This is a genomic window from Tabrizicola caldifontis, from assembly GCF_004762095.1.
In the GTDB taxonomy this organism is placed as follows: Bacteria; Pseudomonadota; Alphaproteobacteria; order Rhodobacterales; family Rhodobacteraceae; genus Tabrizicola; species Tabrizicola caldifontis.
Genome location: NZ_SIJH01000001.1, coordinates 45,977 through 63,241 on the forward strand (window position 1 = coordinate 45,977; position 17,265 = coordinate 63,241).

15 protein-coding genes and 1 tRNA gene are annotated in these 17,265 nt (G+C 64.3%); 4 read left to right on the plus strand and 12 right to left on the minus strand.

Annotated features, from left to right (window positions below; all coding sequences use genetic code 11):
• Nucleotides 1-377 precede the first annotated feature (377 nt).
• The 3 genes from EYB42_RS00225 to EYB42_RS00235 form a co-directional block, all read right to left on the minus strand.
• Entirely contained in the window at nt 378-1,811 is a 1,434-nt protein-coding gene (locus tag EYB42_RS00225; protein ID WP_135446932.1) for an NAD(P)(+) transhydrogenase (Re/Si-specific) subunit beta, read from the minus strand.
• A gap of 10 nt (nt 1,812-1,821) precedes the next feature.
• Complete coding sequence (locus tag EYB42_RS00230; protein WP_135446934.1) at nt 1,822-3,393, minus strand: Re/Si-specific NAD(P)(+) transhydrogenase subunit alpha; 1,572 nt, start codon at nt 3,391-3,393, stop codon at nt 1,822-1,824.
• A 112-nt stretch (nt 3,394-3,505) separates the two neighbouring features.
• On the minus strand, nt 3,506-3,898 hold the full coding sequence (locus tag EYB42_RS00235) for a methyltransferase family protein (protein ID WP_240783895.1): 393 nt from the start codon (nt 3,896-3,898) through the stop codon (nt 3,506-3,508).
• 214 nt (nt 3,899-4,112) lie between these two features.
• On the opposite strand from EYB42_RS00235, the gene kynU reads away from it, so the two are divergent.
• The 3 genes from kynU (at nt 4,113) to EYB42_RS00250 (ending at nt 6,779) form a co-directional block, all read left to right on the plus strand.
• Nucleotides 4,113-5,309 carry a kynureninase gene (kynU, locus tag EYB42_RS00240; RefSeq protein ID WP_135446937.1) on the plus strand — a complete coding sequence of 399 codons (1,197 nt, stop codon included), beginning with the start codon at nt 4,113-4,115 and terminating at the stop codon, nt 5,307-5,309.
• Entirely contained in the window at nt 5,309-5,701 is a 393-nt protein-coding gene (locus EYB42_RS00245; RefSeq protein WP_135446939.1) for a RidA family protein, read from the plus strand. The genes kynU and EYB42_RS00245 overlap by 1 nt, the downstream gene beginning before the upstream one ends.
• 181 nt (nt 5,702-5,882) lie before the next feature.
• Nucleotides 5,883-6,779, plus strand: coding sequence for a L,D-transpeptidase (locus EYB42_RS00250; RefSeq protein ID WP_135446941.1), 897 nt, complete (start codon nt 5,883-5,885; stop codon nt 6,777-6,779).
• Nucleotides 6,780-6,829: 50 nt separating this feature from the next.
• On the opposite strand, the gene EYB42_RS00255 is transcribed toward EYB42_RS00250, so the two are convergent.
• Both EYB42_RS00255 and EYB42_RS00260 read right to left on the minus strand, forming a co-directional pair.
• The gene (locus EYB42_RS00255; RefSeq protein WP_135446943.1) at nt 6,830-7,513 is read right to left on the minus strand and encodes a D-lyxose/D-mannose family sugar isomerase; all 684 of its coding nucleotides are present in this window, start codon (nt 7,511-7,513) and stop codon (nt 6,830-6,832) included.
• A gap of 284 nt (nt 7,514-7,797) precedes the next feature.
• Nucleotides 7,798-7,874 (minus strand) — tRNA-Arg (locus tag EYB42_RS00260).
• Nucleotides 7,875-8,053: 179 nt separating this feature from the next.
• Here EYB42_RS00260 and EYB42_RS00265 point away from each other — a divergent pair.
• Entirely contained in the window at nt 8,054-10,267 is a 2,214-nt protein-coding gene (locus EYB42_RS00265; RefSeq protein ID WP_167850863.1) for a S8 family serine peptidase, read from the plus strand.
• A 48-nt stretch (nt 10,268-10,315) separates the two neighbouring features.
• Here the strand turns inward: EYB42_RS00265 and EYB42_RS00270 are convergent, their stop codons facing one another.
• The 7 genes from EYB42_RS00270 to sufB form a co-directional block, all read right to left on the minus strand.
• Nucleotides 10,316-11,536 (minus strand): cysteine desulfurase, encoded by a 1,221-nt coding sequence (locus EYB42_RS00270; protein ID WP_135447428.1) that lies wholly within the window; start codon nt 11,534-11,536, stop codon nt 10,316-10,318.
• Nucleotides 11,529-12,128 (minus strand): YIP1 family protein, encoded by a 600-nt coding sequence (locus EYB42_RS00275; RefSeq protein WP_167850864.1) that lies wholly within the window; start codon nt 12,126-12,128, stop codon nt 11,529-11,531. The genes EYB42_RS00270 and EYB42_RS00275 overlap by 8 nt, the downstream gene beginning before the upstream one ends.
• Nucleotides 12,125-12,604 (minus strand): YIP1 family protein, encoded by a 480-nt coding sequence (locus EYB42_RS17230; RefSeq protein WP_167850865.1) that lies wholly within the window; start codon nt 12,602-12,604, stop codon nt 12,125-12,127. Before EYB42_RS17230 ends, EYB42_RS00275 begins: the two co-directional genes overlap by 4 nt.
• Nucleotides 12,601-13,902 carry a Fe-S cluster assembly protein SufD gene (gene sufD, locus EYB42_RS00280; protein WP_135446950.1) on the minus strand — a complete coding sequence of 434 codons (1,302 nt, stop codon included), beginning with the start codon at nt 13,900-13,902 and terminating at the stop codon, nt 12,601-12,603. Before sufD ends, EYB42_RS17230 begins: the two co-directional genes overlap by 4 nt.
• Complete coding sequence (gene sufC, locus EYB42_RS00285; protein WP_135446953.1) at nt 13,902-14,657, minus strand: Fe-S cluster assembly ATPase SufC; 756 nt, start codon at nt 14,655-14,657, stop codon at nt 13,902-13,904. The genes sufD and sufC overlap by 1 nt, the downstream gene beginning before the upstream one ends.
• A 352-nt stretch (nt 14,658-15,009) precedes the next feature.
• Nucleotides 15,010-15,741 carry an FkbM family methyltransferase gene (locus tag EYB42_RS00290; RefSeq protein ID WP_135446955.1) on the minus strand — a complete coding sequence of 244 codons (732 nt, stop codon included), beginning with the start codon at nt 15,739-15,741 and terminating at the stop codon, nt 15,010-15,012.
• Nucleotides 15,738-17,258 (minus strand): Fe-S cluster assembly protein SufB, encoded by a 1,521-nt coding sequence (gene sufB, locus EYB42_RS00295; protein ID WP_135446958.1) that lies wholly within the window; start codon nt 17,256-17,258, stop codon nt 15,738-15,740. Before sufB ends, EYB42_RS00290 begins: the two co-directional genes overlap by 4 nt.
• Between the last annotated feature and the right edge of the window lie 7 nt (nt 17,259-17,265).

A 17,265-nucleotide genomic window follows, 5' to 3' on the forward strand; every position in this document is an offset into this window, starting at 1 on the left:
AAAATGCCGGAATACAAGGGTATGCCGGCGAGGTGTTGCAAATTTCGCTCTGCGGAAAGGCAGGGCCGAGGCCCGCAGCAAGCTGACGCTTGGGGATCCAACGACAATTGCGTCAGGCGGAATTCAATTGCGTCAGGCGGAATTCCTGGCCTGGCAAGACGACCCCGGCAGAAGCGCTCCGGGAGGCTGAGCAAGCTGAAGGCTTGGCCCCTGGCATGTTTGCCCGATCCAAAACCGACAAATATCCACCAAAGGGACTGACGTGATGAACGAGGGGTGGCTTGCGGCCAGGTCACCGCATCTGGTCAGCTGTGATTGTCGGAAAGGTTTGTGCCCCTGCGCGTGCAGGCCGGACCAGAAGGCCCGGCCTGCGTGAATCAGTCGATCAATGGCAAGAGGCTGTCGATGCTTTTCTTCGCGTCGCCGTAGAACATCCGCGTGTTCTCCTTGTAGAACAGCGGGTTCTCGATGCCGGAATAGCCGGTGCCCTGCCCGCGCTTGGACACGATCACCTGCTTGGCCTTCCAGACCTCCAGCACCGGCATGCCGGCGATGGGGCTGTTCGGGTCTTCCTGCGCGGCCGGGTTCACGATGTCGTTCGACCCGATGACGATGGCCACGTCGGTTTCGGGGAAGTCCTCGTTGATCTCGTCCATTTCCAGCACGATGTCGTAGGGCACCTTGGCCTCGGCCAGAAGCACGTTCATGTGCCCGGGCAGACGCCCCGCGACCGGGTGAATGGCGAAGCGGACATTCTTGCCCTTGGCGCGCAGCTTGCGGGTGAGTTCGGACACCGACTGCTGCGCCTGGGCCACCGCCATGCCGTAGCCCGGCACGATGATGATGCTGTCCGCATCGTTCAGCGCCGCGGCCACGCCCTCGGCGTCGATGGCGATCTGTTCGCCCGTGACTTCCATCGCCGGGCCGGTGCTGTTGCCGAAGCCGCCGAGGATCACGCTGATAAAGGACCGGTTCATCGCCTTGCACATGATGTAGGACAGGATCGCACCCGAAGAGCCCACCAGCGCCCCCACCACGATCAGAAGATCGTTCGAAAGCGAAAAGCCGATGGCCGCCGCCGCCCAACCCGAATAGCTGTTCAGCATCGACACGACGACCGGCATGTCCGCGCCGCCGATCCCCATGATAAGGTGGTAGCCAATGAAGAAGGCCGCCAGCGTCATCACGATCAGCGCGAGGGTAGAGCCGGATTGCAGATAGACCACCAGCAGGACCAGCGACAAGAGCGCCGCGCCCGCGTTCAGCAGATGCCCGCCCGGCAGCTTGGTGGCCTTGCTGTCCACCTTGCCCGCGAGCTTGCCGAAGGCGATGACCGATCCGGTGAAGGTGACTGCGCCGATGAAGACGCCGAGGAAGGTCTCGATCCTCAGGATCGTCACCTCGGCCCCGGTCTTATGCGCGATGGTCCCCGCAAAGCCGGTCAGCGCGGCGCGGGCGGCCTCGTCCAGTCCGGCGATGCGGATCAGCTCGATGTGGGTGTTGAAGCCGATGAAGACCGCCGCAAGGCCGACAAGGCTGTGCATCGCGGCGACAAGCTGCGGCATCTCGGTCATCTGCACGCGCTGCGCCACGACCCAGCCGATGGCGCCGCCGGCCAGGATCAGGACGACCGACAGCCACCACAGGCCCGCGCCGGGGCCGTAAAGCGTGGCCGCGACCGCCAGCGCCATGCCGACGATGCCATACCAGACCGCGCGCTTGGCGCTTTCCTGGCCCGAAAGCCCCCCGAGCGAGAGGATGAAGAGAACAGCGGCGACGACATAGGCCGCAGTGGTGAATCCGTAAGCCATGTCTGTCCCCTTACGACTTCTGGAACATGGCGAGCATGCGCCGGGTGACAAGGAAGCCGCCGAAGATGTTGATCCCGGCCATGAAGACCGCCAGCGCGGCGAGAAGGATCACGAGGAACGACCCCGAGCCGATCTGCATCAGCGCGCCGAGGATGATGATCGACGAGATCGCGTTCGTCACCGCCATCAGCGGCGTATGCAGCGAATGCGAAACGTTCCAGATCACCTGGAAGCCGACGAAGACCGCCAGCACGAAGACGATGAAATGGCTCATGAAACTGGCCGGAGCATACAGCCCCGCCAGCAGCATCAGCCCGCCGCCGATCGCAAGAAGCAAGACCTGCTGCCGGGTCTGCGCCCTGAAGGCCGCGACCTCCTGCGCGCGGCGTTCCTCGGGCGTCAGTTCCTTCGGCTTTTCCTTGGGCTTTGCCGCGGCGATGGCCTGCACCTTGGGCGGCGGCGGCGGATAGGTCACCGCCCCCATGTGCGCCACCGTGGCGCCGCGGATCACGTCATCCTCCATGTTATGCAGGATGATCCCGTCCTTCTTCGGCGTCAGATCCGCCAGCATGTGCCGGATGTTGGTGGCATAAAGCGTCGAGGCCTGCGTCGCCATCCGGCTGGGGAAATCGGTATAGCCGATGATGATGACGCCGTTGTCGGTGACGATCCGCTGATCCGGCACCGTCAGGTCGCAGTTGCCACCGCGTTCCGCCGCGAGGTCCACGATGACTGACCCCGGCTTCATCATCCTGACCATGTCCTCGGTCCACAGCTTCGGCGCCGGCCGGCCCGGGATCAGGGCGGTGGTGATGACGATGTCCATCTCGGGCGCCAGCTCGCGGAACTTGGCCAGCTGCTTTTCGCGGAACTCGGGGCTGGAAGGCGCGGCATAGCCGCCCGTGGCCGCCCCGTCCTGGGTCGGCTCGAATTCGAGGAACACGAAGTTCGCGCCCATCGATTCGATCTGTTCGGCCACCTCGGGGCGCACATCGAAGGCATGGGTGATCGCGCCGAGGCTGACGCTCGCCCCGATCGCGGCAAGACCGGCAACGCCTGCTCCGACCACCAGCACCTTGGCAGGAGGGATCTTGCCGGCCGCCGTGACCTGGCCGGTGAAGAAACGACCGAAGTTGTTCGCCGCCTCGATCACCGCGCGATAGCCCGCGAGGTTCGCCATCGAGGACAGCGCATCCATCTTCTGCGCGCGGCTGATGCGGGGCACCATGTCCATGGCAACCACGGTCAGGTTCTTCTTTGCTGCCGCCTCCAGCAGGTCGGGGTTCTGCGCGGGCCAGAAAAAGCTGATCAGAGTCTGACCGTCCTGAAGCGTGGCGAGTTCGGTTGCATCCGGACCCCTGACCTTGACGATCACGTCCGCCGCTGCAATCACCGCCTTTGCATCAGGCAGCACCTCGACGCCAGCAGCGGCATAGGCAGCATCCGAAAACCCGGCCTTAGCCCCTGCCCCGGACTGGATGCAGGTCGTATGGCCCAGCTTTGCCAGTTGCACAGCCGAATCCGGCGTCATAGCCACCCGGTTTTCCCCCGGGAAGATTTCCGTCAACGCTCCGATCTTCACACTTTTCCCCCGCTTGCCTGGGCTGGTGTCCCGCCCCGAGTCATAAATTGACGCGACCACTTATCACCGCGCAACAATATTTCAAACCCCAGTTCTTCCGCCGCGCCCCGCGTCATTTTCGCCCCAGCCAACGCCGGGTCCGGGCCGCCCACAGGCCGAACTCGGGGCCGAAGGCAGCAGTCAGGCGGGCCTCTTCCTCAATGATAAAGCGCGTCTGGATCAGCCAGGTGAAGCTTGCCAGCAGCGGCAGCGCCAGGATCGCATCCATCCACAGGATGGCACCAAGAAGGATGATTGCATCTGCAAGATAGATTGGATTGCGCGAAAAACTGAACAGCCCCGTGGTGACCAGCGTCGAGGGCATCCGGCGCGGAATGACGGTTGTCCGTCTCAGCGCCATCTGCGTCACTGCGGCGGCCATGATTAGCGCGCCCAGTAACACCAGAACCTTTCCCGCTGCCGCCCCCGCGTCACCAAGGACAGCGGGCGACACCAACGACAGCACCCAGGCCGCCGCCACATGCAGCGCCAGCCAGGTCGGCGGGATCAGGTCGGCGGGATGTCGATCTCGGACAGGATCGCGCGCACGGGAGGTCCTCCGGCCGCGATCTAGACAGAGCGCCGGGCGAGGCGCAAGCCGCCTTTCCCTTGCCCGATGCGGCAGCACTTGGCTTTCGCCACGACAGAGCGGATAACGGGTGATGAAGAGGAGACCGCCGATGCCAATCGATTTCGCCGCCAAGAAGGCCCAGTTCCATCTGCCCGAAGGTGTGGTGTATCTGGACGGCAACTCACTGGGGCCGATGGTCAAGACGGTGCCGGCACGGGTGGATGCGGCGGTGCGCAACGAATGGGGCGAGATGCTGATCCGCGGCTGGAACCACGCCGGGTGGATGGCGCAGCCGCGGATGCTGGGCGACCGGATCGCCCGACTGATCGGGGCCGAGGCCGGCACGGTGGTTCTGGGCGACACGCTGTCGATCAAGGTCTATCAGGCGCTGGCCTCGGCACTGGATCTGAACCCGAAGCGCCGGGTCATCCTGTCGGATACCGGCAACTTTCCGTCCGACCTCTACATGGCCGAGGGCCTGTGCCGGACACTGGGCGGCCAATACCGGCTGAAGACCGTTGCCCCCGAAGAGGTGATGTCGGCCATCGACGAAAGCGTCGCCGTGGTCATGCTGACCGAGGTCGATTACCGCACCGGGCGGCGGCATCACATGGCCGACATCACCCGGCGCGCACATGAACTTGGCGCGCTAACCGTATGGGATCTGGCCCATTCCGCGGGCGCAATCACCGTCGATCTTGTCGGCGCCAGGGCCGATTTCGCCGTGGGCTGCACTTACAAATACCTTAACTCCGGCCCCGGCGGCCCGGCCTTCATCTATGTTGCCCCGCGCCATGCCGACGCTGCGCGCCCTGCCCTTTCGGGCTGGCTGGGGCACGAGGCGCCTTTCGCCTTCGACCTGTCCTACCGCCCCGGCCAGGGGATCGAGCGGATGCGGGTCGGCACGCCTCCGGTCCTGCAGATGGCCGCCCTCGAGGCGGCGCTGGAGATATGGGAGGATGTGGATCTGCATGAGGTTCATGCCCAGTCGCTGCGGCTCCAGGACCAGTTCATCAAGGGGGTGGAAAGCCGCGCGCCGATGCTGCAACTGGCCACCCCCCGGTCGCATCTGATGCGCGGCAGCCAGGTGTCTTTCCGCCACCCCGAAGGTTATGCGATCATGCAGGCGCTGATCGCCGAGGGGGTGATCGGCGATTTCCGCGCCCCCGACATCCTGCGCTTCGGGTTCACGCCCCTTTACGTCGATGAAGATGACGTGGCCCGTGCGGTGAATGTCCTGACAAGGATACTGGACTACGGCACCTGGGACAGGCCAGAATTCAAGCAACGTGCGGCGGTGACCTGATGATCCGGCACCTTTCACCCGAGACCATGCCGAAGCCCGCATCGCGCTACAGCCAGATCGCGCTGGCCGAGGGCGCGACCCGACGGCTGGAGATTTCCGGCCAGATCGGCATCCACCCCGACGGCACCCTGGCCGTGGGTCTGGCCGCGCAGCTGGACGTGGCCCTGGCCAATGTTGACCGGGCGCTTGCCGCGGTCGGCATGGGGCGAGACAACCTGATGAAGATAACCGTCTACCTGACAGAGAACAGCCCGGATGCGGTGGCCACCTACCGCGCGCGGCGCGATTTATGGGTGGGCGATGCGCCGCCTCCGGCGGCGACTCTGCTGATCGTGGCAGGCCTTGCTTCGCCGGCGTTGCTGGTCGAGGTCGATGCGGTAGCCGCCGGGTAGGGCCGGGGAATTCCCGATTGGCCGCGAATTCCGCCGGATTTCACGCGCCCGTGATCCAGACCGGGGCCATGCACCGTTTGACGGAACCTCACGGCCAAGTTACCGTCACTACATTGTTTCCCGGAGGCCCGATGCCTGCGGGCAAGAAAGCGAGTGCCTTATGCGCCAGACTGACATTTCCATGACCCGCAGGCTGATGGTCCTGCCCGCAGCCCTTGCCTTGATTGCCATGGCAGCCTGCGTCGATCCGACGATCAGCCCTTCGGCCTCGAACCAGAACCTGCCGAAGCCCGAAGAGAACGTCTATGTCGCCACGATGGATGCCGGGATCCAGATCCCGGCCCTGCCGGTCGATCAGATCCCGGAAAGCCACCGCCGGCAGGTGGTGACCTATGAAACGGATCAGGCGCCGGGGACGATCATCATCAACCCCAAGACACGACTGCTGTATTTCGTGACTGGCAAGAACAAGGCAATCCGCTACGGCATTTCCGTGGGCCGGGCCGGGTTCGAATGGTCGGGAGAGGCGATCGTCGCCGACAAGAAACCCTGGCCGACCTGGACCCCGCCGAAAGAGATGATTGCCCGTGATCCGAAGCTGGCAAAATGGGCGAATGGCCAGCCGGGCGGGCCGACCAATCCGCTGGGCGCGCGCGCGATCTATCTGACTTCGGGCGGCAAGGATTACGGTTACCGCATCCATGGCACGCCGGAATGGCAGTCGATCGGCCGCAATGCCTCTTCCGGCTGCATCCGCATGATCAACCAGGACGTGATCGATCTCTACGGCCGACTGAAGGGCGGCGAAAAGGTGATCGTGCTGACGGCGAACGGCGAAATGCCGAAGGGCCTTTACATCCCCAACCCCCCGGCCCCGGCGAAGAAGGCCGAGACGCCGAAGCCCGCGCCGGTGATCCCGCCGAATGCGGTGCCGGCGCTGACCATCCTGCCGCCGCCTTCCATCGCCACAGGTGGCGGCACCCCCGCGGCTACCCCGGCTGCGGCGCCGGCCCCTGCACCGGCCTGCGCAACGGCCCTGACCGACGGTGTCTGCCCGCCTGCCGCGCCCGAGAACTGATCCGCGACCCGAAGACATGAAACGGGGGCGCCATGGGCGCCCCCCATCGTTTACAGCCAGCGATCATAGTCACTGACCAGAAGGTGCAGCGGAGGCTCGTCCTCGTCCACATCGGCGAAGCGGCCGATGGGCTGGACAAAGATATTGTCGGTCAGATCGTCGTTCACGGTCGAGACCTCGCCGATCAGCACGTCGCCGCCTTCGCCCCAGAAGGCGTGCCAGTCACCCGGCATCAGCGTGACGCTTTCACCCGGTGCCAGCTTCAGCTTCTCGCCCGGGCCATAAGACCGCGCGATACCGTCGCAAAAGACCGTTCCGCCCCGGTCCTCGGCAAAGCGCCCCAGGTCGTCCGAACCGTAAAGTTCGATCACCAGAGTCGCGCCGCCGCGGTTGATGATATCCTCGGCCTTTATGACATGGGTGTGCATAGGCGACAGCTGGTCCTTGCGGCTGATCAGCAACTTTTCCGCGTAGCACATGCCCCCGCCGCGCTTAAGGTCGGCCAGCCGCCCGTTGCGCAGCGTGAAAAGGAAAAGCCCCATCTCGTCAAAGCGGCCCTGGCCGTAATCGGTGATGTCCCAGCCGCAGCGCGCATCGATCAGGGCGCGGGCAACCTCTTTCCGGGCCTTGAACTCGTCGGGTGTCCAGTAGGCAAAGGGCGGCAGGACAAAGCCGTGGCTGCGGATCATCTCGTCTGCGGCGCGCATGATGTCGTTGATGCGGGATCGTTTCATCTTTTCCTCTCACGGATTCGCACGGAAAGATGACCCCATTTCGCAGAGCTTGTCACCCAAGGCGGGCCATCTGCCGCCGCAACACGGTGAAGCACCTCCAGTCCGGGTTCTGGCAGAGCCTCAGGGTCTGCCGCCGGGCCACGCAAAGCACAGAGGTCGCTCTGTCCCTTCCGGGCTGCTCAGGGTGCGCGACGACGCCGGAAAGCGTTCGCACATGCCGCAGGATCAGGCAGCAGTCCTTGGCGGACCCGCACCCTGCTATTCCAGCCAAGTCATTGATTTTATGGCGCACCCGACAGGATTCGAACCTGTGACCTCTGCCTTCGGAGGGCAGCACTCTATCCAGCTGAGCTACGGGTGCCTGCGCTGGTCTTTAGCGGAACGTTACGGCGGTTTCAACGGCAATCGGCGTTGACCAGAGCCGTCTGTTGCCAAAGCGCCCGCCGTGGCGACAGAGCGGGCGCATCGGGCATCGGGCTCTTGACCGAATCTCTTCAGAATTGCGCAGTAAGGCGCACAAGCGACCCTGAGGAATATTCCGTGCCCCTGCTGCCTCGCATCCTGCGCGCCCCGGCACTGCCGCTTTCCTTCTCCAGCCTTGCCCTTCTGGCCGCTTGTGGCGGGGGCGGCGACGGGGGAACAGACCTGTCCGCGTATCTGCCCGACTTCGCAGCCCCACCACCCATCGCCATTTCGCTGCTGAGCCGTGGCTACCTGTTCGACGAAGCGGCGGTGACGGCCAGTCTCGCGGCGTTGCTGGCCCGGCCCGAATACGACAACGGTGCCGGAATCGCCTGGCTGCGTCAGTTCATCGACCCCGGCGTGCCTGCCGGTGCCACGAACCAGCCCCTGCGTTCTTCCGGGGCGGCCTTTGCACATGCCGCAGGGTTGACCGGGACAGGCCAGGTGATCGCGATATCAGACAGCCACATCTCGGCCACGCATGAAAGCCTGGCCGGGCGCGTCACCGTCGTGTCAAACGGGCCGGCGGTCGTCTGCGGACCATCGGTCTGTTACGACGACGAACACGGCACCTCGGTCGCCTCGGTGGCGCTTGGATTTTCGCCGAACTTTGTCGGCACCGCGCCGGGGGCGACAGCGATCTTCGGCTACTACGGCGACCCTGGACAGTGGACCAAGCTGAGCGAACTGGGCCAGGCGGCGATCACTGCCAAGGCCGTGGCCTGGAACAATTCGTGGGGCTATGGCGGTCTTTCCGCCGACCAGTCGGGCTTCAACGCGGCCTTCGCCGGCCCGGACGGGGCGGCCTACTACAACACGCTGCACGCCTATGCCGTCAATCGCCCCGGCCCCGACCCCGAAGGGGTGGTCGTCTTCGCTGTCGCAAACGCGGACACCGGCGGATCCGGCATCATGGATGGCCTGCCCTGGCTGCGGCCAGAGTTCGAAGCCGGCTGGCTGGCCGTGGCCAACGGCGTGCCGACCGTGTCGCTGGATGGGGATGTGACGTCGGTGCATCTGCTGTCTTCGCCCTGCTACCAGTCGGCGCGCTGGTGCATCGTGGCCGACGGCTCGTGGGATGCAGCGGTCTATGGCGGGGCGATTTATGACGAAACCACTGGCTCGTCCTTTGCCGCACCACAGGTTGCAGGCGCGCTGGCCCTTCTGGCCGAAGCCTTCCCCGACCTGACACCGCACCAGTTGCGTGTGCGGCTGCTTGCCTCGGCCGATACCCTGTTCAGCGGCTTCGCGGCCGATGATCGCGTTGAACTAGCCGCCGGGTTCTTCAAGGATTATTCGGTGATCTACGGCCATGGCTTCCTGGATATCGAGGCCGCGCTGCGGCCGATCGGGGCGGTCACGCTGCCGCTGGCAAACGGAATGGCCTTGCACACAGACACGCCGCCGCTGCGGACCGGCAGTGCCTTTGGCGATGCGGTGGAACGGTCTCTGGCAGGAACCGAGGTCGGGGTGCGCGATGCGCTGGCTGCAGGTTTCGTCATGCCCGGCGCTGCGTTGGCTTCGGGTGCACGGCCCGGGGCACAGGCAGGTCGGCTGCTGGCGCAGGGCCTTGGCGGCAACCTTACGGCAGAACGGATGGCCGAACCCGCCGCGCTGGCCACCCCCTTTGCCGCCCATGCCGGACCCGTGGCAACCCTGACCACGCCGGATGGCACTGCCAGAGCATCGATCCTGCTGCCGACGGAAGGATCGCAGACCGCCGGCTTCAGCCTGAGCCGAGCCCTGACTGACGGCGCAACGCGCATCGAGATGGGGGTGAAGCTCTTGCGCGACGACGGCGACCTGACAAGCATGGACAGCAGGAATACCGCGACCATGGCGTCGGTCACACTCGACATCACGCAGGATCTGGGCGCAGGCGCCTTCCTGGCGCTGTCGGGCGAAGTGGGCGTCACCGACCTTGGCGGCGAAACCGCCTTCGGGGCGACCGGCTCTGCCCGGTTTGATGCAGTCAAGCTGACGGCAGGGCAAGGCGGGATCTTTTCAGCCGGCGACCGGCTGTCCGTGGGGATCGGCATGCCGCTGGCCATTTCTGCGGGCCGCACCATGCTGGAGCTGCCAGTGGTTCGCAATGGCGCCTCGACCGGATTCGAAAGCGTGGCGCTGGACCTTGCCCCGCAGGACCGCCAGCTGGATCTGGAAATGACTTACCAGACAGCGTTGACCGACGGGCTAGAGATGAAACTGTCGCTGATCCGATCCGACAATTTCGGCAACCGCGCCGGGGAACGCGACACCAGCGGAGCACTTGCCTTCGCCTTCCGCTTCTGACCTGAAAGGCCCACGGATCACTCGTGAAATCCGTGGGCGCTTGCCCGGTCAGGCAAATAACTCGTGCGCCAGTTCCAGCGCACTGACAAGGGCGTCCACTTCCTCGGTAGTGTTGTAAAGCCCGAACGACGCCCGGCACGAGGCGGTAATTCCCAGATGTTCCATCAGAGGCATGGCGCAATGGGTGCCAGCGCGCACGGCGATGCCCCGCTTGTCCAGGATGGTCGAGATGTCGTGCGCATGCGCCGCGCCGTCCAACGTGAACGAGAAGATCGCCCCCTTCGTGGCCGACTGACCCTGAACGTTCAGCCAGTTCAGCCCCGCCAGCCTGTCGCGGGCGTAATCGCGAAGGCTGCGCTCATGCGCGGCGATATTCGCCATTCCCAAGTCCATCAGATAGTCAAGTGCGACGCCCAGCCCGATCTGCTGCACGATACCGGGGGTGCCGGCCTCGAACTTCATCGGCGGGTCGTTCCAGGTGACGGTGTCGCGCGTCACCTCGCGGATCATGTCGCCGCCGCCCAGGAAGGGGCGCATCTCGGCCTGACGGTCGCTGCAGATGAAGATCGCCCCGGAACCACTTGGCCCATATAGCTTGTGTCCGGTGATGGCGTAGAAGTCGCAGCCAATGGCCTGCACATCGACCGGCATGTGGACGGCGGCCTGCGACCCGTCCACCAGGACCGGTACGCCCTTTTCCCGCGCGCCACGGCAGATTGCCGCGACATCGACCACCGTGCCCAGCACGTTCGACATGTGGGTAACGGCAACCAGCTTCGTCTTCGGACCGATGGCATCGATCACCGCCTGCGGATCAAGGTCGCCCTTGCCGTCTACCTCGATCCATTTCAGCACCACGCCCTGCCGTTCGCGCAGGAAGTGCCAGGGAACGATGTTGGCATGATGCTCCATGATGGTGAGCACGATCTCGTCACCCGCCTGCAGCCGGGGCGCGGCCCAGGCATAGGAGACAAGATTGATCCCTTCCGTCGTGCCGGTGGTAAAGATGATCTCGTCCTCGGATCCGGCATTCAGGAAGCGGGCAATCTTGCCGCGCGTCGCCTCGTACTTGTCGGTGGCGAGGTTCGAAAGATAGTGCAAGCCACGGTGAACATTGGCATATTCCATCGAATAGGCCCGTGTCACCGCATCGATGACCACCTGAGGCTTCTGTGCGCTTGCGCCGTTGTCCAGATAGACAAGCGGCTTGCCGTTCACCTCGCGGCCGAGGATCGGAAAGTCGGCGCGGATTTTCCGGACGTCATACACCACCTTGCAAAGCCTCCGGGCCGATGAACAGCGACAGGACAAAGACCACGATCAGCGCCACGGCGAAGGTGGTGGCGAAAATCCCGGCCAGAACCTTCCCGCGCGAAGCAAAGCCGTGAAGTTCGGCGATGAAGCTGGACAGCAGCCAGAAGAACAGGATCAGGCCGGCGATGTTGACAATGCCCGCCAGAGGCGGCGCAAGGATCAGTGCCAGAAGCTGCACCACCTGCACCCCCAGCATGATGACCTGCAACCAGACGACGATCAGCAGCGTGTCAGGCAGGCTGCCGTGACCGCCCCAGGCGCGACCGATCTGGAAGATCAGAAAGACCGAAATAACCAGGATCAGCCACTGGATCACCGCTGTGCGGATCGGGCTTTGCATCAGGAACTGGCTCATCTGGTCATTTGCGGGTGGAAGAAGCAGGAACCCCAGATGCATCAGCACCGCCGAAGCCACCGCCATCAGCAGAAGGCCCGCGGTGCGCGCGGGAAGCGGCACGTCCAGCGACAGAAGCGTGCGTGCGCCACGGCGCGGGTCCTGCACCGACAGCCGCGCCAGGGAAATGATCTGATCGCGCAGGCCCGTCATCCGCGTTCCACCTCGTGCAGCATGGTGAACCAGAGCCACAGGAACGCCAGTCCCACTGCCGTCGTCACCGCGTAAAGCCCCGGCCCCGGCCCGATCATCCCGCCGACCATGCCTTGCAGCAGCATCAGCGGCCCCACCGTCGCCAGCGCCCAGAACAGTGCGATGCGTGCACCATACCATGTTCCCCGCCCGCCAAGCGCGCCCGAGACCAGCCGGCTGAGCGCGGCCAGACCATACCACAGCGGAATGGTGGCCAGAACCGCGAAAGCCCGCGCCAGGATGCGCGGCGCGGCCGATGGTTCGCCCGCAAGAAAGGCTTCGCGCGCCGCAACCGGCCACTGGCCGATGAAGGCAAGGATCAGGAAGACTAGCAGCAGCGAAAATGCGAAGGGCTCTGACACCCCCCGCGCCAGATGCCGACGCACGGCCGCCCTGGGCGACCGCCAGGTGGCGACAAGATCGGTGGTGACCGTCATGCGCCCGCCTTGGCCGCGTGCCGTGCCAGCCAGGCTTCCAGCCGACCACGGATGTCCTCGGCAATGGCCTCGTCAGCCACCTCGTCGATGGCTTCGGCCAGGAAGGCCTGAACCAGAAGCGACTGTGCCACCACGCGCGGCACGCCACGCGATTGAAGGTAGAACAGCGCGGTCTCGTCGATCGCGCCCGAGGTGGATCCGTGGCTGCACTTCACGTCGTCGGCGTAGATTTCCAGTTCGGGCTTGGCAAGGAACTGGCTGTCCTCATCCAGAAGCAGGCTCTGGCTGATCTGGTAGCCATCCGTCTTCTGTGCACCGGGCTTCACCAGGATCTTGCCCTGGAACACGCCGGTCGCGCCATTCATCAGCACCTTCTTGAACACCTGCCGGCTTTCGCAATGTTCGGCCGCATGGGTGATGAACACCGTGTCGTCATGATGGAAGTCGCCGTCGCCCACCGCCGCACCGGCAACATGGGCGACCGAGTCTGGCCCGCAAAGCTCGATCACCGCCTCGTTCCGCGTGAGCCGCCCGTTCGCGGTCAGCGTGAAGGACTTGAACAGTGCTTCCGCCCCAAGACGGGCGAAGACATGCGTCACCGCCCGGCGTTCGTGATCGCGTCCCTGTACGCGGATGTGGTGGAAACGCCCGCCATCCGCGATGTCCACCTCCATTACCTTGCAAAACCGCGCCGCGGCCGGGCCGCTTTCAAGCACTGTCAGTTCGGCACCGGCCTCGACCTTTATGCAGTGATGCAGGATCGCATCGGATGTCTCTGAATTATGAACATAAACCAGTGCGATCGGCCTTGTCGCCCGGCCGGTGGCCCGGATCAGTACGCCGTCGGTCGCGTAGGCCGTGTTCAGCGCCGCATAGGGCCGCTGCACGGGGGACTGGCCCCGGGCCTCAAGCACGCCATAGATCCCCTGAGCCCAATGGATGTCGGAGCCACCCGCCTGCGAGAGGCGCTCGATCTCCACCCCCGCAAGCGACAGGTCGTCCGAAGCTGCGGCATCGAAGACACCATCGACGAAGACAATCCTAAACCGGTCGATCCCGTCGAAGGCGGGGGCCTCGTCGCCGGGCCGGAACACTGCCGCCACAGGGGCCTGGGGCGCATTCAGGCTCGCCGGATCGGTATAGCGCCAGTATTCGTCACGCCTGGCCGGCAGGCCCATGGCAGCCAGCCGGGCCCGGGCCGAGATCCGCGCCGCGCCCAGCCAGCCTGAGCACTCGGGCAACCGCAGGGCCGCCTCGCGCGCCGCCAGCGCCGTTTCCTTCGCAGCCGCCAGAGCCATCAACCCACCTCGCCCAGGATGTCGGCATAGCCGTTGGTTTCCACCTCCAGCGCCAGTTCAGGCCCACCGGTCCGGATGATCCGGCCACCTGCCATGATGTGCACGACATCAGGCCTGATATGGTCCAGAAGCCGCTGGTAGTGGGTGATCACGAGGAACGACCGCTTGCCGTCACGCAGCGCATTCACCCCGTCCGAAACCAGCTTCATCGCATCCACGTCAAGGCCGCTGTCGGTTTCGTCCAGGATGCACATGCGGGGCTCCAGCATGGCCATCTGAAGGATTTCGTTGCGCTTCTTCTCACCACCCGAAAATCCGACATTCACCGGACGCTTCAGCATGTCGGCATCGATCTTCAGCCCCTTGGCCTTTTCGCGCACGACCTTCAGGAAATCGGCCGCCGACAGTTCCTCTTCCCCGCGCGCCTTGCGCTGGGCGTTCACGGCGGTGCGCAGGAAGGTCATGTTGCCGACGCCGGGGATCTCCACCGGATACTGGAACGCCAGAAACAGCCCCGCCGCGGCGCGTTCCTCTGGCTCCATCTCCAGAAGTTCCTGCCCCTCCAGCATGGCCGACCCTTCGGTAACCTCATAGCCTTCGCGCCCGGCAAGCACGTAGGACAGCGTCGACTTGCCCGACCCGTTGGGCCCCATGATCGCATGCACCTCACCGGGGCCGATCTTCAGATCGATACCACGGAGGATGACCTTGTCCTCTTCCTCAAGTTTGACGTGCAGATTCTTGATTTCCAGCATCTTTCTCATCCTGTGAATGTCGGGCGACCAGCAGATCGGGTCGGAAAACATGCGATCACCCGGATCGGCAATCCGGGAGCTATCGGGCCGGGCAAGACGGGCCAACGCGCCATCCGGCCCGCCAGCGCGTCCTTGCGGGCCCGCCTTTTGACGTCTTGGCAGCCGGCCTCCAAACGTCTTTGTCGAAAGGCACCACGATCGACCACCTGGCCCGCAGCCGTTCCGCCAGGCCCGCCGCGCAGTGACGCCCGCGGATCCGCCAAAGCAGCGGATTGCACCACTGGGCCCGGCCAGGCACGAAAGACACGCGCCGGCCGGTTGCCTTTCAGCTTCGATATCATGCACGGACGTGTCATGGCACCGGTGCAACAAGGTAGTTGATGTTTGCCGAATAGCGCCGGAACTGCTCGACCACGCGATAGCCGGAACCTTCCAGCCAGGCGGCAAAGCCCTGCGCATTGGCGTTGTCCACTTCGATGAACATCTTCGGCCGATGCGTGGCCAGCATGCCGCTCATGCCGGAAAGCACTGCCAATTCCATGCCTTCCACGTCGATCTTTATAAAATCGAAGCGCTGCCCGGCAAGCAGCGTGTCCGCGCGCTCAAGCCGGATCGCTCCTTCCCCTTCGACGGCCCGCGCCCCTCCCAGATTTCTGCCGGAGTATCGGAAGCCCACATTTTCTTTCCGCTGGTCCGACAGGCCGACACCAAGAAAAGACCCATCGACCACCTTCGCAAGGCCGTTCAGCCAGACGTTGCTTTCCAGCAGCGCAATTGCCGGAGGGTTCGGCTCGATGCAGACGATCCGCGACGCGTGAAGGAACTTCGCAACATAGACGGTGTGGTTCGCGACATTGGCCCCGACGTCAAGGAAGGTTCCGCCTATGGGAAAATGCCTGGCGATGATGGCAAGTTCTTCCTGCTCATAGAACCGACCTTCCATGTGACAACGCTGGATCGCGTCGAACGGGTTGCCGACGGTAAAGAAGATCGGCTCGCCATGGATGACCGTCCGCACGACATGAGCAAGGGGCGATACGAACGTGCCCCTGCGCTGCCGCCCGGTCTGCACCGTGACGTTCACCCCACGCTTCCTTCCAGGCTGATCGCGACCAGGCTTTGCGCCTCCATGGCGAATTCCATCGGCAGGGCCTGGAGCACCTCCTTGCAGAAGCCGTTCACCACCAGGGCAACGGCTTCCTCTTCGTCCATCCCTCGAGAACGGCAGTAGAACAGCTGGTCGTCGTCCACCTTCGAGGTGGTCGCTTCATGTTCCACGCGCGAGGAATTGTTGCGCACTTCGATATAGGGCACAGTATGCGCCCCGCATTTGTCGCCAATAAGAAGACTGTCGCACTGCGTATAGTTGCGGCTGTCCTTGGCCTTCGGATGCATCGAGACAAGCCCGCGATAGGTGTTCTGCGCCCGGCCCGCGCTGATGCCCTTGGACACGATGCGCGACTTCGTGCGCTTGCCCAGATGCACCATCTTGGTTCCGGTATCGGCCTGCTGGGCGTTGTTGGCGATGGCGATGGAATAGAACTCGCCCTGGCTGTCATCGCCGCGCAGGATGCACGAGGGGTATTTCCAGGTGATCGCCGATCCGGTTTCCACCTGTGTCCACATCACCTTGGCGCGGTCGCCGCGGCAATCGGCGCGCTTGGTGACGAAGTTGTAGATCCCGCCCCGGCCCTGCTCGTCGCCCGGATACCAGTTCTGGACGGTGGAATATTTCACCTCGGCATCCTTCAGGATCACGATCTCCACCACCGCCGCGTGCAGCTGATGCGTGTCACGCTTGGGCGCAGTGCAGCCTTCCAGATAACTGACGTAAGACCCCTCGTCTGCGATGATCAGCGTCCGTTCGAACTGGCCGGTGTTTTCCGCGTTTATGCGGAAATAGGTCGAAAGTTCCATCGGGCAGCGCACGCCCTTGGGCACATAGACGAACGACCCGTCACTAAACACGGCGCTGTTCAGCGTGGCGAAGAAGTTGTCCGTCGGCGGCACGACGCTGCCCAGATACTGTTTCACCAGCTCGGGGTGTTCGCGCACGGCCTCGGAGATGGAACAGAAGATCACGCCGGCCTTCGCCAGTTCCGCCTTGAAGGTCGTGCCGACCGAGACCGAGTCGAACACGGCATCCACCGCCACCTTGCGCGGTTCATCCGCCCCTTCGACCCCGGCCAGAAGCATCTGTTCCTTCAGCGGAATCCCCAGCTTTGCGTAGGTGGCCAGAAGCTTCGGATCCACCTCGTCCAGGGACTTGGGCTTCTGCGCCATGCTCTTGGGTTTGGCGTAGTAATACTGATCCTGATAGTCGATTTCCGGGTAATGCAGCATCGCCCAGCGGGGTTCTTCCATCTTGACCCAGCGCCGGTAGGCCGCCAGACGCCAGTCCAGCAGCCATTCGGGCTCGCCGTTCTTTTCGCTGATCAGGCGCACGATGTCCTCGTTCAGGCCCTTCGGCGCATATTCCGTCTCGATCTCGGTTTCCCAGCCGTACTTGTACTTGCCGGCCATCGCCTGGACGGTTTCGATCGTCTCGCGGTCCACCCCTTCACGGATGTCCTGGGCGGCAGTTTCAACAATCGCGTTCATCGACCCG

What these genes read in the sequence shown, in the direction of transcription:
- EYB42_RS00245 (WP_135446939.1), top strand. Translation starts at nt 5,309, where the DNA reads ATGATCCGGCACCTTTCACCCGAGACCATGCCGAAGCCCGCATCGCGC.
- sufB (WP_135446958.1), bottom strand. Translation starts at nt 17,258, where the DNA reads ATGAACGCGATTGTTGAAACTGCCGCCCAGGACATCCGTGAAGGGGTG.
- EYB42_RS00250 (WP_135446941.1), top strand. Translation starts at nt 5,883, where the DNA reads ATGACCCGCAGGCTGATGGTCCTGCCCGCAGCCCTTGCCTTGATTGCC.
- EYB42_RS00255 (WP_135446943.1), bottom strand. Translation starts at nt 7,513, where the DNA reads ATGAAACGATCCCGCATCAACGACATCATGCGCGCCGCAGACGAGATG.
- EYB42_RS00275 (WP_167850864.1), bottom strand. Translation starts at nt 12,128, where the DNA reads ATGACGGGCCTGCGCGATCAGATCATTTCCCTGGCGCGGCTGTCGGTG.
- EYB42_RS17230 (WP_167850865.1), bottom strand. Translation starts at nt 12,604, where the DNA reads ATGACGGTCACCACCGATCTTGTCGCCACCTGGCGGTCGCCCAGGGCG.
- kynU (WP_135446937.1), top strand. Translation starts at nt 4,113, where the DNA reads ATGCCAATCGATTTCGCCGCCAAGAAGGCCCAGTTCCATCTGCCCGAA.
- EYB42_RS00225 (WP_135446932.1), bottom strand. Translation starts at nt 1,811, where the DNA reads ATGGCTTACGGATTCACCACTGCGGCCTATGTCGTCGCCGCTGTTCTC.
- sufC (WP_135446953.1), bottom strand. Translation starts at nt 14,657, where the DNA reads ATGCTGGAAATCAAGAATCTGCACGTCAAACTTGAGGAAGAGGACAAG.
- sufD (WP_135446950.1), bottom strand. Translation starts at nt 13,902, where the DNA reads ATGGCTCTGGCGGCTGCGAAGGAAACGGCGCTGGCGGCGCGCGAGGCG.